We start from the raw sequence: 13486 nt of genomic DNA, 5'->3' as shown, positions 1-13486 counted from the left end.
ACCAGACCTCAACGGTAGGGGTTGACGAACTCGGCCCGATCACCCAATTCGGCTTCGATCTCCATCAGCCGGTTGTACTTGGCCAGCCGCTCGCTGCGCGCCGTTGCGCCCGACTTCATCTGCCCCGCGCCCACGGCCACGGCAAAGTCGGACAGGAAGGCGTCTTCGGTCTCACCGCTGCGGTGCGACATCACCGTGCCCCAGCCCACTTTCTGGCACAGACGCACCGCGGCGATGGTTTCGCTCACCGTGCCGATCTGGTTGAGCTTGATGAGCGAGGCATTGGCCGTGCCTTCGTCGATGCCGCGCTGGATGATGCGGGTATTGGTGACAAAGTTGTCATCACCGACGATCTGAATCTGACCGCCGAGTTGGCGCGTCATCGCAGCAAAGCCGGACCAGTCGTCCTCGGCATGGCCGTCTTCGATCGAGACGATGGGAAAGACGTTGAGCCAACCTTGATACAGCTCGACCATCTCCTGGCTGTCGAGCACCTGATTGCCGCTGCGGCTCAAGTGGTAGCGGCCATTTTTGTAGAACGAGGTCGAGGCCGGGTCGAGCGCAATGGCGATATCTTCTCCCGGCCGATAGCCCGCGCGCTCCATGCTCACCGCCAGCAGCGCATTGGCGCCCAGACGCGCCTTGTTGGGCGTGCCGTCGAGGGCGATGAGTGCCGCGTCGATCGCGGCCTGATCGCACACATCCCGCCCTTTGAGCGCCTCGGCGATTTCGCCCTCGATGTGAGCAATCACCTTGCGCACCCCTTTGCCGAAATAGCGCTTCGGGTCGCCGTCGCGCAGTTCCACCGCCTCGTTGCTGCCGGTGGAAACCCCCGAAGGCACCGCCGCCGAGGCGCGCGCCCCCGACTGCAGCGTGATCGTGGCCTTGACGGTCGGCGTGCCGCGGGAATCGAGAATTTCCTGCGCGCGAATCGAAGAAATAAGAGCGTCTGAAGCAGGCATGGCCTCTCCTTGAAGGGTGGACATCGACGGCGCGAAACCGCGCCGCCGCACTCGCAAAATGACGCGCAACTACGCCGTCTGCGCTTCGACCGGCGCCGCAACGACTTGCGGCTTCTCCGCGACTGCCGAGCCTGCGCTTGTCTTGCCCGCATACTGGTAGCTACGGTTGAACGGATACTCGGACTGCCGGGCCCGCAGCAGGCGGTCGCAGTCGATGCGGTCTTCCACCACACCATCCGGGCGGCTTCCAAGAATCTGGAACAGCGAAATCCATCCCTGCTCAAAGCCCATGGCCGATCCCGCGAGGTACAGCCGGTAAGCGCGCAAGGTCTTCTCCGCATGCTCGCCCAGCACGCGGCGAGCTTCGTCGAGATGGCCTTCGAGCGCATCGACCCAGTACCACAGCGTTTTGGCGTAATGCGGCCGCAGACATTCGAAATCCAGCGGCTCCAGGCCGCCGCGCGTCATGGTCTCGGCCATTACGCTGACATGCACGAGCTGCCCGCCCGGGAAGATGTACTTCTCGATGAAGTCGCCCATGCCGCCGGCGAGCTGGCTGTTGTCCACCCCGCCGGCGGTGATGCCGTGGTTCATCACCAGCCCGCCCGGCTTGAGCAGGCGGCGGATTTTGCTGAAATACAGCGGCAGATTCGGGCGGCCGACGTGTTCGCACATGCCCACCGAAGCGACCTTGTCGAAGGGCTGCGATTCGTCCACATCGCGGTAGTCCTGCAGCAACATGCGCACTCGTCCCTGCAAGCCTTTTTCGACGATCAGCCGGTTCACATGGTTGTATTGATTCTTCGACAGGGTGATGCCGGTCGCGTCCACGCCGTAGTGCTCGGCGGCCCACAGCAGCAGCCCGCCCCACCCTGCGCCGATGTCGATGAAGCGCTCGCCCGGCTTGAGCATGAGCTTGGTGCAGATGTGATCGAGCTTGGCTTCCTGCGCCTGCGCCAGGGTCATCGACGGCTCGGCGAAATAGGCGCAGGAATACACCCGGCGCGGGTCGAGCCACAGGGCATAAAAATCGTCGGACACGTCGTAATGGCTCTGAATCTGCGCGGCATCCTTTTCGCGGCTGTGGTGGCTGTGCTCCCACAGGGTGCGGCGCAAGCCGTGCCACATCCGCGCGGTGGCGGCCGAAGGCTCGTTGCGCGGGTCGTCGTCGAGCAGCACCGGGGCGATGCGCATGAGGTCGCGCAGATTGCCCAGAATGTCCACCATCCCCTCGACATAATCTTCAGCCAGTTTGCCGATCTGCCCGGTGGTGATGTGCCATAGCGCCCGCTTGTCGCGCAGGCGCATTTCGATTTGCGCGTTGCTCGGGCCCACGCGCTGCCCGCCCGGCAGCACCACACTGCAGGGCAGCGGAAGATGGGACAGACGCGCGTCAACCCGGCCAAGAAGAGAAGATGAGATCGAAGACATACGGAACTCCTTTCAGATGTTGGCAAGCACGAACCGACGCACCAGCAGACACAGGCGCTGTGAACAAAGCGGGAGCATGAGTTGTTTTTGCGCGGACCGAAAGCGCTGGGCGGAAGCCCCGTCTTGCGCCTGCGGCAAGACACTCCTGATCAATGGGGATGTAAACATCCGCGACTCCTCCCTGAAGGCGGCGCCTGCTGCACAGGCAGCAGGTCAACCGGAACATGGGTAGGAGTCATCAGCCTGGGGCGAAACCCCTATTGAGGCAATTGCACGGCGAACTCCATCGCCGTTTGTTGATTTGAATTTAGGCCATGAAATGCGCAGGGTCAATGTCCGGGGCGCTCAAGGTTGCTTCGAAATGCAATCGCTCAATACTTCTGCCGCGCCGGAATCACGCCGCGCACACCGCCCAGCGGCTCGTCCATGTCGCCGTCGTAACGCGGGATGAGGTGCAGATGCACATGGAAAATGCTCTGCCCGGCCGCACGGCCGCAATTCACGCCCAGGTTGAAACCATCCGGCCGGTGCTCGCGCAGCAGCAGAGCGCGGCCTTGAGCAGCTAGTTCGAGCAGCGCCTGATGTTCCTGCGGGGTGCAGTCGAACCAGTCGGCTACATGGCGAAAGGGAATGAGCAGCAGATGCCCCGGGTTGACGGGCGTGCGGTCATACACCGCAAAGCCCAGTCCGTTGCGCAGCACCCAGGGCATGTCCTGGCAGAACGGGCACTGCGAATCGCCGCCGGATTTCATGCCAAGCCTCGCAGATGCGTGGTGTCGTTGACGAGTTGCAGCGCGACCTTGCCTTGTGCATCCACGCTGAAAAGATTGAGGCAGCAAGGCTTTTGCGTGATGCGCCAGTAGCCCGATAGCGGCAGATCGAGCGCGTGCAGCAGCAGCGCGCGGTTGACGCTGTCGTGCCCGACCAGCACCACGGTGTGCTCGGCATGACGCTGCAAAAGCGCCCTCAGGCCGTCGGCAGTGCGCTGCGCCAAGTCCTGCAGCGACTCGCCGCCGGGAAAGCGCACCCACTGCGGCGCGCTTTTCCATAAGGCGTAGGTCTGCGGATGCGCTGCCTTCACCTCCTCGTGCGTCTTCCACTGCCACTGGCCGTAGTCGAGATCGTTCATCCCTTCGAGCACCTGTGCGCTCAGGCCGCAGGCCGCGGCAATGTCGGCGCTGGTTTCGCGGCAGCGTCCCATCGGGCTGGTGTAAACCGCCTGCGGGGAAAACTCGGCGGCGATGCGCTGCGCCACCGCCTTGGCCTGATGGCGACCGAGTGCGGTCAACTCCAGTTCCATACGCCCGCGAAAACGCTCGGGATGAATGCCTTCAACTTCACCATGCCGTGTGAGGATGATCTGCATCGTCAGCTCCAGTTTGTAGCTCAGTACCGCTTTTGCGGCCTCTGCTCAAACATTACGCGGCAGGCATGACGCGATCAAGAAGGACTTTGTAACGCGACGTTCCAGTTCAGCCGCGTCCACTCGGCGGCCTCTTGCCGCAGGCTGTATTCGGTCAGCGGATTGCCTTTGAGCCAGGGCTCCGGGGCAACGATATCGAGCGGCGGCCGCAGGCCCGAGAGCTTCACTCCAGCCGGTTGGTAACGCAGATGCAGTCCATCGATGTCAACCGCGGTGCGGTTGCGCGCCAGAATGACCGCCAGGCGCAGCGCCAGGACGGCGTCGAGATCAATGTTTTCAAGATCAGTAGCGCTGAGTTTTTTCAGTTTGCCGGTGTGAGTCAACACCAGTTGCGCCAGCGCCGCCTGCTCGCCGCGCGAGAAACCCGGCATATCGGCGTTGGCCGCGATATAAGCCGAATGCTTGTGATAGGCGCTGTGCGAAATCGACAGGCCGATTTCGTGCAACTGAGCGGCCCAGCGCAGCAGGCGCTGATCGGCTTCGGTGGCGTTGGGGCGCAACTGCGCATAGAGCCGCAGGGCCAGTTCCGAGACCCGTCGCGCCTGTTGGGCATCGGCGCCATAGCGCTGCGTGAACTGCAGGGCGGTGACTTCGCGCATGTCTTGCGACTGCTCGCGCCCCAGCAGGTCGTAGAGCACGCCCAAGCGCAGCGCGGCATCCGTCACTTCCATCGACTGTATGCCCAACTCCTCGAAGACGCCGAGCATGATGGCCAGCCCGCCGGCCGCCACCGGCACGCGGTCGGGTTTGAGCCCCTCCATGCGCAGCTTGTTGAGATTGCCCGCCCGCACGAAGGTGCGACGCAGTTCGCGCAGCCCTTGCAAGGTGATGTCGCCCGGCTGGTCGGGCGGGTTGAAACCGCTGCCGCCGATCATGTCGGCCAGAGCGCGCGCCGTACCGCTGGAACCCACCGCATGGTTCCAGCCATTGCGCTTGAAGTCGGCGGCGATGATCTGAATCTCCTTGCGCGCCGCAATCTCGGCCGCGCGCATGGTGGTCTCGTCCACCTGATTGCCCGGAAAGAAGCGCTGGCTCATCGACACGCAGCCGATGTAGAGCGACTCCATCATCCCCGGCTCATAGCCCTGGCCGATGATGAACTCGGTCGAGCCCCCGCCGATGTCGACCACCAGGCGCTTGCCCTGCACCACCGAGACCGAATGCGCCGCACCGATATAGACCAGCCGCGCCTCTTCCCGCCCGGCAATGACCTCGATCGGAAACCCCAGCGCCGCCTGCGCGCGCTGCAGAAACTGCGGGGCATTCTTGGCCACGCGCACCGTGTTGGTGGCCACGGCCCGCACCCGGTCCGGGTGAAACTGGCGCAGGCGCTCGCCGAAGCGCTGCAGGGTTTGCAACGCGATTTGCTGCGCGGCTTCCGACAGATACTTTTTGTCGTCCAGCCCCGCTGCCAGACGTACCGGCTCGCGCAAGGAGTCGATGGCATAGACCTGCACCCCCGCCGCACTGTCCTGCGCCCGTCCGATAAGCATGCGAAAACTGTTCGATCCAAGATCGACGGCGGCAAGGTGTTGATTGAGCAGGTTGGGCATAAGCAGCAATTGAACGTTGGTTTGATGACAGGTTTTTGAAAAATGTCATCAAGATTTCATGCTAAACCGTCATTCTCGCTCGGTTTGTTCCCGGCACTGGCAAAATGCCAGTCGCTTCTCCGCCAGAGTTATTCATGTCCCATCCCGCCACCGCACCTCGCCTGCTCAATCGTGAGCTGGGCACTCTCGAATTCAATCGCCGTGTGCTGTTTCAGGCGCTCGACGACACCAATCCCCTACTCGAACGGTTGCGGTTTCTCAGCATCGTGTCGAGCAATATGGACGAGTTTTTTGAAACCCGCGTCGCCACCCTGCAAGACATGCTGGAAGCCGACCCGGCTTCACGCACGCCTGATGGCATGCTCGTCAGCAAAGCCCTGACCGAGATTTCCGAACGCGCCCACGCCCTGATTGCCGACCAGTACCGCGTGCTGCAACAGGCCGTGCTGCCGGCACTCGACAAGCAGGGCATCCGCCTGTACCGCCTGCCCGACTGGACCGATGCGCAGCGCGCCTGGGCGCAGCATTATTTCGAGACCGAAGTTTCGCCCTTGCTCACGCCGATCGGCCTCGATCCGGCGCATCCCTTCCCCCGCGTCATCAACAAGAACCTGGTGTTCGCCGTGCAACTCGGCGGCACCGACGCCTTCGGCCGCAATATCGAGCTGGGCGTGGTGCAAACCCCGCGCACCTTGCCCCGGGTCGTGCCCATGCCGCCGGAGCTGTGCGACGCGCGATACGGGTTCATGCTGCTGTCGTCGTGCATGCAGGCGTTTGCCGGGCAACTGTTTCCGGGACTCGAAGTGCTCGGCGTGCATCAGTTTCGCGTCACCCGCAACAGCGAACTGTTCATCGACGACGACGACATCACCAATCTGCGCGCCGCACTGCAAGGCGAACTACGCGCCCGGCACTTCGGCGATGCGGTGCGGCTGGAAGTGGCGGCCGATTGCCCGCACGCCGTCATCGACCGCCTGCTGCGCGAAAACAATATCGTGCCGCAAGACTGCTACCGGGTGGACGGCCCGGTGAACTTGGTGCGACTGCAGGAAATTCTTGACTACGTCAACGAGCCGCAACTGCTGTTCAGCCCCTATCTGCCCGCCCTACCGCGAGACTGGCCCGGCGTGGATACCGAGATCTTCGATCGCATCCGGGCCCGCGACATCCTGCTGCACCATCCCTACGATGCCTTCGCTCCCGTGGTCGATCTGGTGAGGACGGCCGCGCGCGATCCGTTCGTGGTCGCCATCAAGCAGACCATTTACCGCACCGGCGGCAATTCCGAGCTGATGGACGCCCTCATCGAAGCGGCGCGTAATGGCAAGGAAGTCACCGTGGTGCTGGAACTGATGGCGCGGCTAGACGAAGAAACCAATATCAACTGGTCGTCGCGGCTGGAGGCGGCGGGCGCGCATGTGGTCTTCGGCGTGGTCGGCTTCAAGTGCCATGCCAAGATGCTGCTCATCGTCCGCCGCGAAGCCGCCGAGGGCACCGGCCGCAAGGTGCTGCGCATGTACGCACATCTGGGCACCGGCAACTATCACGCCCGCACCGCGCGGCTTTACACCGACTTCGGCCTGATGACCGCCAACCCGGAAATCTGCGAGGACGCGCGCCGCGTGTTTCTGCAAATCACCGGCTCCAGCCAGGCGCAGGAACTCAGGCGGCTGTGGCAGGCCCCGTTCACCCTGCATGCCAATGTGCTGGCCGCCATCGCACGAGAGGCCGACCACGCGCGCAGCGGCAAGCCCGCGCGCGTCTGGGCGCGAATCAACGCACTACTCGAACCCACAGTGATCGAGGCGCTTTATGCCGCCTCACAGGCGGGTGTGGAGGTGCGACTGCTGGTGCGCGGCGCCTGCATGCTGCGCCCGGGCGTGGAAGGTTTGTCCGACAACATTCGGGTGCGTTCGACCATCGGCCGCTTTCTCGAACATTCACGGGTGTTCTACTTCCACAACGGCGGCGAAGCCGAGGTCTATATCTCCTCAGCCGACTGGATGGAGCGCAATCTGCTTCGCCGGGTCGAAATCGCCGTGCCCTTGCTCGACAACAAGATCAAGGCGCAGGTCATCCGCGAGGGTCTGCGCATGCAGTGGCAACACCCGGGCAACGCCTGGGAGATGGACAGCGAGGGCAATTACCACCGTCCGCGCGGCTCACGCAGCCGCCTGAGCTGCCATCAGGTGCTGATGCACTCGCGGATGGAACGCAAAAATTAGACGGCGTTTCAAGCGGCCTTGAGCGCGCCTTCTTTGGGTGAAACCTCCGCGGCACGTCCTGCAGAGGGTGTGCCTGCGGGGGCCAGCCGGGCGGCCGGGAAGCGCACCACAAACCGGCTGCCCTTGCCGGGGGTGCTGTGCACCAGCAGTTCGGCCTGATGCCGCACCAGCACATGCTTGGCGATCGCCAGCCCCAGCCCGGTACCGCCCGACTCGCGCGAACGTCCACGATCGACACGGTAGAAGCGCTCGGTCAGCCTCGGAATATGCTCCGCGGCAATGCCGATGCCGGTGTCGCTCACGCTGAATTCTGCGTAGCGGGGCTGGCCGTCGATCAAAACGGCGTCCCATGCCAGGCTGATGGCGCCGCCGTCCGGGGTGTAGCGCACCGCGTTGCTGACCAGATTGGAGAGCGCGGAATGCAGCTCTTGCGGGCTACCGCGCACCCACAGATCGGTACGCGCTTCCATCTTGATCTGATGCCTTCCGCCGGACAGCGCCAGCGCCTCGTTCTGGTACTGCGTCATCATCGACGGCATGTCGATGACCATTTCGGTCGGAGGATAGGGATCGCCCTCCAGCCGCGCCAGCACAAGCAGATCATCCACGAGATGCCGCATGCGGTCGGACTGGGTCTGCATCATGTCGAGCACGCGCAGGCGCTGGGTTTCGTCGAGCGGCATGTCGCGCATGGTTTCGACGAACCCCCCCAGCACGGTCAGCGGGGTTTTGATCTCATGCGACACATTGGCCACGAAATCGCGGCGCATCGACTCGGTGCGCTCGAGCTGCGTGATGTCTTGCGACAGCAGCAGTTTCTGCTGATCGCCATAGGGAAAGACCTGCACGCTCAGCGTGAACTGCGACCGAGAACCTGCGCGGTGCATGTGCAAGGGCTCGTGAAAGTGCGCCGCCTGGAGATAGGCGACAAACTCGGGGGTGCGAATCAGGTGCACCGCATGTTGGCGAAGATCGCGCTGCGCGTCCAGACCGAAGTGCTGCGCCGCAGTGGCGTTGCACCAGTCGATCTGGTTGTTTTCATCGAGCAGAATCACCCCGTTGGGCGAGACCTGCAGCGCCTCGATGAAGCGGTGCAGCTTGGACTCCTCGTAGCCCAGACGCCCCGTCCACAGCCGCAATTGACGCGATGCCCGGTAAAACACTTCGGCCCAGGCGCCAGAGCCATTGGGCACCGGTGTCACTTCGGGCGCCTTGAGCCAGCGGATCAATCGCGACAGCGCGATGGAATCACGCGCCACCGCGCCGATGAGCACCAGCAGCGCCGCCACCATGGCGCCAGAGCGCCCGTCGATCAAAGCCCCAACCCCTGCGGCCACCAGAACCAGAAGCAGAATAAGGGAGATGCGCCAGGCGACAGAGATCATGGGAAACGCGCGAAAGGCTGCGCTCAGGTGTCGTACTTGTATCGATTCACACTGTAAAGCAGACGAAGCCCTTTTCGGCCGGGCGGCATCAAGCGGCGACCTGGGCGGGCTACCTCAGTGGGGAACCTGAGTGTGGCTATCTCAGGCAGCCGAGACCTGCGGTGAGCGCGACTGTGCGGTAAAGCGATAGCCCGCTCCGCGCACCGTTTCCACCATCTCGGCGCATTGCACCGGAGACAGCGCTTCGCGCAGACGCTTGATGTGCACGTCCACCGTGCGCTCTTCGATGAACACGTGGTCGCCCCACACCTTGTCCAGCAGCGCGCCTCGGCTGTGCACTCGCTCGGGATGCGCCATGAGGTAGTGCAATAACTTGAACTCGGTGGGCCCCAACCTGATTTCCAGAGGCTCGCTTCCCGGCTTCTTGAACAAGGCGCGACGGCTGGACGGATCGACCGACAACCCGCCGATCTGTACCTGCTCGGCAGTGAGCTGCGGCGCGCGACGGCGCAGCACCGCGCGAATGCGGGCCAGCAGCTCCTTGGGTGAGAACGGCTTGGTGATGTAGTCGTCCGCCCCGGCGTCGAGCCCCTGCACTTTGTCGCCCTCTTCGCTGCGGGCGGTAAGCATAATGATGGGAATGGCCTTGGTGCGCGCATCGGTGCGCAAGGCCCGCGCCAGCGCCACGCCCGACATGCCCGGCAGCATCCAGTCGATCAACAGCACATCGGGCAACACGTCGCGAATGACCCGCAGCGCCTCTTCGGCACTGCCAGCGCGAATGGGGCAATGGCCGGCATGCTGCAAATTCATCGCCAGCAATTCGGCGATGGCGGGCTCGTCTTCGACGATCAGAATATTGCTCGACAGACTCATGGCAGGGTGCTTTTCAGAACAAAACGCTGAATCAAAGCGCGGATCCAAGCGAGCCCGCCACTTCGCGGAAGGCTTCCTTGTTGTGCCGCACATCGGTGCCGCGCACGATGTAAATCACCAACTCGGCGATGTTCTTGGCATGGTCGCCAATGCGCTCGATGGCCTTGGCCACGAACATCAGATCGAGCATGGTGGAAATGGCGCGAGGGTCTTCCATCACATAGGTGATGACCTTGCGGGTGAAGCCATCAAACTCCTCGTCAATGCGGAAGTCGGATTCGACGATGTCAACCGCCGCTTTCTCGTCAAGACGCGCGAAGGCGTCGAGCGATTTGCGCATTTGCTCGATGGCGAGATCAGACGCGTGCTGCAGATCGCTGATGCCGATGGTCATGGGCGTGCCCGATTCGACAATGTCGCGCGCCATGCGGGCGATGCGGGCCGCCTCGTCACCAGCCCGCTCCAGATTGGCGATAGCCTTGGAGATGGCCACCAGCAAACGCAGATCACGCGCCGTGGGCTGGCGCTTGGCGATGATTTGCGTGATGTCGGCGTCAATATCCACCTCCATCTGGTTCACCCGCTTCTCGACCTGCAGCACGGTGCGCGCGGCCTCGACATCGAGGTGGCGCAGGGAATAGATGGCCTGCGCCAGTTGCGATTCAACCTGCCCGCCCATTTCAAGCACACGGGTGGATACAGCGTTGATTTCAGCGTCGAACTGTGTCGACAGATGGGGTTTATCATCCATGGTACGAAATCCTTTATTGGAACTATCTGGGCTTGAGGCAAGGGTTCTGCCAAGTATGGAAGTGCTTTTAGTACCAGATCATCCGAAACGACCGGTTATGTAGTCCTCGGTCTCCTGCTTCTTGGGTTTCAGGAAAATCTGATCGGTTTGCCCGAATTCAACAAGCTCCCCAAGATACATATAAGCCGTGTAATCTGAAACACGAGCCGCTTGCTGCATATTATGCGTCACAATAACGACCGTGTAGTCCTTTTTCAACTCGGTGACCAACTCTTCGATCTTGCCAGTTGATATCGGATCGAGCGCGGAAGTCGGTTCATCAAGCAGCAAGACCTCCGGTTTAATCGCAATACCCCGTGCAATGCAAAGCCGCTGCTGCTGCCCGCCGGACAGTCCCATGCCACTTTGCTGCAATTTATCCTTCACTTCATTCCACAAACCGGCCCTGGTCAAACTTGTCTCGACTCGCTCATCCATCTCCGAACGAGACATACTTTCATAAAGTCGAACGCCAAACGCGATGTTTTCATAGATTGACATCGGAAATGGCGTAGGTTTTTGGAACACCATACCGATTTTCGCGCGAATCAGCGAAACATTTTTTTTGCTGGTGAGGATATTTTCGCCATCAATATTAATTTCACCCTCTGCGCGTTGACCCGGATAGAGTTCATACATCCGGTTGAACATACGAAGCAGGGTTGATTTTCCACAGCCAGACGGCCCGATAAATGCCGTAACTTGATTGCCTGGAATATCAAGTTCGACGTTGTTGATGGCCTTAAAGTTGCCGTAGTAAAAACATAGCTTCCTGGTCTGAATCTTGACGGGGTTATCTGACGGGCCAGATTGGCGGGTCGGAGTAACGGAAGGGCGAGGAGGGGCGATAGTCGTTTCCATAATTAATTCCAATATGATAGTTTCAGGTCAGGATTTCACACCGCCGCGGCTGATTAACCACCGTGAACCCAGGCTGAGAATCAGGATGAACACCACCGCCACAAACGCGCCAGCCCAAGCCATTTGTTGCCAGTTCGCATAAGGACTCATAGCAAACTGAAAAATAACTACAGGCAAATTCGCCATCGGATGCCACACATCTGAACTAAAGTACTGATTGTTGAGCGCCGTGAAGAGCAGAGGTGCCGTTTCACCGCTGATTCGCGCTACCCCAAGAATCACACCCGTCAAAATTCCGGTAGAGGCGGCTTTCCAGGTGATCTTGGTCACCATTTTCCAATAGGGCGTGCCGAGGGCTATGGCCGCTTCACGTAATGAACCCGGCACAAGACGCAACATTTCATCTGTCGTGCGCACCACGACCGGGATCAGAATCAGTGCGAGAGCAACACCACCTGAAAACGCCGAGAAATGGCCTAACGGATCGACCAAAATTGCATAAGCGAACAAGCCAACGACGATGGAGGGTGCGCTCAGCAGAATGTCATTAAGAAATCGCACTACCCCACCGAGCTTGCGCTTGACGGCAAACTCGCCCAGCCAAGTTCCCGCCAGAATGCCGATAGGCGTTCCGATCACTACAGCAATACCTAGAAGAATGAAACTCCCGACAAAGGCATTGCGCAATCCGCCACCTTCTGCGCCCGGAGGAGGCGTATCCTGCGTAAAAAGGTGAAGATTTAGTGCTGGCAAACCATACCGTGCGGTGGTCCAGAGAATCCAGATCACCCAAAAAATTCCGAATGCCGTCATCAATACGGCAATAATCATATTGATTTTATTGATCAATTGGCGGCGTGTGTAAAGCGACATCATGATTTTTTGCCTTCTTGGCTGGACTCAAGACGCATCAGCAGTAGCTTTGCCAAAGCGAGCACAATAACTGTAATCACAAAAAGCACCAAACCCAAGGCGAGCAGTGATGACTTATATAAGCTTGTCGTCGCCTCGGTGAATTCGTTTGCAATAACCGAAGCAATCGATGCACCGGGCATCAAAAGACTCGCGCTCAGGTTATTGGCATTGCCGATGATGAAGGTGACCGCCATGGTTTCGCCCAGCGCCCGACCTAGGCCTAGAAAAATTCCGCCTGTCACCGCCGTGCGTGTGTAAGGGAGAATGACATTACTGGCAACCTCCCAAGTCGTCGCACCCAGCGCATAAGCGGACTCTTTCAAGGGCGGTGGAGTAATCAGAAAAACATCGCGCATAATCGAGGCGATGAACGGAATGATCATGATGGCAAGTACGATACCCGCCGTCAACATACCAATGCCCATGGGCGGGCCCTGAAACAAAATACCAATTCCAGGTATTGCACCTAGATTATTGTTGATCCAAGGCTCTATATTTGCAAACCAGGGCGCAAAAACGAGCAAACCCCACATGCCATAAATAATGCTGGGAATGGCGGCCAGCAGTTCAATGGTTGCGGAAATCGGACCGCGCATCCAGTTTGGCGACAGCTCAGAAATAAACAGCGCAATACCGAAACTCACCGGAACCGCGATCACCATGGCGATCGCCGAACTGACCAGCGTGCCCACAATGAAGACCAGCGCGCCGTATTCATTGGTCACGGGGTCCCAGGTTGAAGTGACAAGAAACTTCCAACCGAAGGTGTGAATGGCTTGCCAGCCCTCGATAATGAGGGAAATCATGATGGCGATCAAAGCGATCGCTACGATGAAGGCAATGAAACCCGTCCCCTTGCGGAACAAAATATCTGCAAAAGAAGAGCCAATCTTCTTCGCAGGATTTTGCTCCGAAGTGTTTTGGTCAAGTGATTTGCTTGCCGCCGCTCCGGATGCGCTCATGTCATTTCACTTTCTGATCTCTTATGAAACAAACCAGGCACTCCAAAGCTTTTTCGCTTGAAAGTGCCTGGTTCACAGCCATCACGCTGAAGACAACCTCAGG

At 60.4% G+C, this 13486-nt stretch carries 12 protein-coding genes and 1 riboswitch; of the genes, 1 reads left to right on the top strand and 11 read right to left on the bottom strand.

All coding sequences use genetic code 11. The features are described from left to right. Positions 1-8 precede the first annotated feature (8 nt). From BIO17B3_RS18420 to BIO17B3_RS18400, 5 genes are all read right to left on the bottom strand, one after another. Positions 9-962, bottom strand: a complete 954-nt coding sequence (locus tag BIO17B3_RS18420; RefSeq protein WP_156055109.1) for a hypothetical protein — start codon at positions 960-962, stop codon at positions 9-11. Positions 963-1031: 69 nt separating this feature from the next. Continuing rightward, positions 1032-2393, bottom strand: a complete 1362-nt coding sequence (locus BIO17B3_RS18415) for a class I SAM-dependent methyltransferase (RefSeq protein ID WP_156055108.1) — start codon at positions 2391-2393, stop codon at positions 1032-1034. A gap of 222 nt (positions 2394-2615) precedes the next feature. Continuing rightward, positions 2616-2693, bottom strand: a riboswitch (Fluoride riboswitch). 71 nt (positions 2694-2764) lie between these two features. Next, the gene (locus tag BIO17B3_RS18410) at positions 2765-3145 is read right to left on the bottom strand and encodes an HIT family protein (protein ID WP_156055106.1); all 381 of its coding nucleotides are present in this window, start codon (positions 3143-3145) and stop codon (positions 2765-2767) included. Continuing rightward, on the bottom strand, positions 3142-3759 hold the full coding sequence (locus BIO17B3_RS18405; RefSeq protein ID WP_156055104.1) for a histidine phosphatase family protein: 618 nt from the start codon (positions 3757-3759) through the stop codon (positions 3142-3144). Before BIO17B3_RS18405 ends, BIO17B3_RS18410 begins: the two co-directional genes overlap by 4 nt. A gap of 74 nt (positions 3760-3833) precedes the next feature. Continuing rightward, complete coding sequence (locus BIO17B3_RS18400) at positions 3834-5369, bottom strand: Ppx/GppA phosphatase family protein (protein WP_156055103.1); 1536 nt, start codon at positions 5367-5369, stop codon at positions 3834-3836. A gap of 134 nt (positions 5370-5503) precedes the next feature. Between BIO17B3_RS18400 and ppk1 the strand changes: the two genes are divergently transcribed. Next, a complete protein-coding gene (gene ppk1 / locus BIO17B3_RS18395; protein ID WP_156055101.1) occupies positions 5504-7594 on the top strand; it encodes a polyphosphate kinase 1 in 2091 nt (696 codons plus the stop codon). Positions 7595-7602: 8 nt separating this feature from the next. Here the strand turns inward: ppk1 and phoR are convergent, their stop codons facing one another. The 6 genes from phoR to pstC form a co-directional block, all read right to left on the bottom strand. Then, the gene (gene phoR / locus BIO17B3_RS18390) at positions 7603-8979 is read right to left on the bottom strand and encodes a phosphate regulon sensor histidine kinase PhoR (protein ID WP_156055099.1); all 1377 of its coding nucleotides are present in this window, start codon (positions 8977-8979) and stop codon (positions 7603-7605) included. A gap of 141 nt (positions 8980-9120) precedes the next feature. Next, complete coding sequence (phoB, locus tag BIO17B3_RS18385; RefSeq protein ID WP_172979069.1) at positions 9121-9849, bottom strand: phosphate regulon transcriptional regulator PhoB; 729 nt, start codon at positions 9847-9849, stop codon at positions 9121-9123. Positions 9850-9886: 37 nt separating this feature from the next. Further along, entirely contained in the window at positions 9887-10606 is a 720-nt protein-coding gene (phoU, locus tag BIO17B3_RS18380) for a phosphate signaling complex protein PhoU (protein WP_013106099.1), read from the bottom strand. Between the two features lie 78 nt (positions 10607-10684). Continuing rightward, on the bottom strand, positions 10685-11506 hold the full coding sequence (pstB, locus tag BIO17B3_RS18375) for a phosphate ABC transporter ATP-binding protein PstB (RefSeq protein WP_041608978.1): 822 nt from the start codon (positions 11504-11506) through the stop codon (positions 10685-10687). Positions 11507-11533: 27 nt separating this feature from the next. Then, positions 11534-12382 carry a phosphate ABC transporter permease PstA gene (gene pstA, locus BIO17B3_RS18370; protein WP_013123336.1) on the bottom strand — a complete coding sequence of 283 codons (849 nt, stop codon included), beginning with the start codon at positions 12380-12382 and terminating at the stop codon, positions 11534-11536. Continuing rightward, on the bottom strand, positions 12379-13383 hold the full coding sequence (pstC, locus tag BIO17B3_RS18365) for a phosphate ABC transporter permease subunit PstC (RefSeq protein WP_156055097.1): 1005 nt from the start codon (positions 13381-13383) through the stop codon (positions 12379-12381). The genes pstA and pstC overlap by 4 nt, the downstream gene beginning before the upstream one ends. Between the last annotated feature and the right edge of the window lie 103 nt (positions 13384-13486).

The sequence above is a fragment of the Thiomonas sp. OC7 genome (genome assembly GCF_900634595.1).
In the GTDB taxonomy this organism is placed as follows: Bacteria; Pseudomonadota; Gammaproteobacteria; order Burkholderiales; family Burkholderiaceae_C; genus Thiomonas; species Thiomonas arsenitoxydans.
This window is presented reverse-complemented; position numbering and strand designations above follow the sequence as displayed.

What these genes read in the sequence shown, in the direction of transcription:
- BIO17B3_RS18405 (WP_156055104.1), bottom strand. Translation starts at nt 3,759, where the DNA reads ATGCAGATCATCCTCACACGGCATGGTGAAGTTGAAGGCATTCATCCC.
- pstA (WP_013123336.1), bottom strand. Translation starts at nt 12,382, where the DNA reads ATGATGTCGCTTTACACACGCCGCCAATTGATCAATAAAATCAATATG.
- phoU (WP_013106099.1), bottom strand. Translation starts at nt 10,606, where the DNA reads ATGGATGATAAACCCCATCTGTCGACACAGTTCGACGCTGAAATCAAC.
- BIO17B3_RS18420 (WP_156055109.1), bottom strand. Translation starts at nt 962, where the DNA reads ATGCCTGCTTCAGACGCTCTTATTTCTTCGATTCGCGCGCAGGAAATT.
- BIO17B3_RS18415 (WP_156055108.1), bottom strand. Translation starts at nt 2,393, where the DNA reads ATGTCTTCGATCTCATCTTCTCTTCTTGGCCGGGTTGACGCGCGTCTG.
- phoR (WP_156055099.1), bottom strand. Translation starts at nt 8,979, where the DNA reads ATGATCTCTGTCGCCTGGCGCATCTCCCTTATTCTGCTTCTGGTTCTG.
- pstC (WP_156055097.1), bottom strand. Translation starts at nt 13,383, where the DNA reads ATGAGCGCATCCGGAGCGGCGGCAAGCAAATCACTTGACCAAAACACT.
- BIO17B3_RS18410 (WP_156055106.1), bottom strand. Translation starts at nt 3,145, where the DNA reads ATGAAATCCGGCGGCGATTCGCAGTGCCCGTTCTGCCAGGACATGCCC.
- pstB (WP_041608978.1), bottom strand. Translation starts at nt 11,506, where the DNA reads ATGGAAACGACTATCGCCCCTCCTCGCCCTTCCGTTACTCCGACCCGC.
- BIO17B3_RS18400 (WP_156055103.1), bottom strand. Translation starts at nt 5,369, where the DNA reads ATGCCCAACCTGCTCAATCAACACCTTGCCGCCGTCGATCTTGGATCG.
- ppk1 (WP_156055101.1), top strand. Translation starts at nt 5,504, where the DNA reads ATGTCCCATCCCGCCACCGCACCTCGCCTGCTCAATCGTGAGCTGGGC.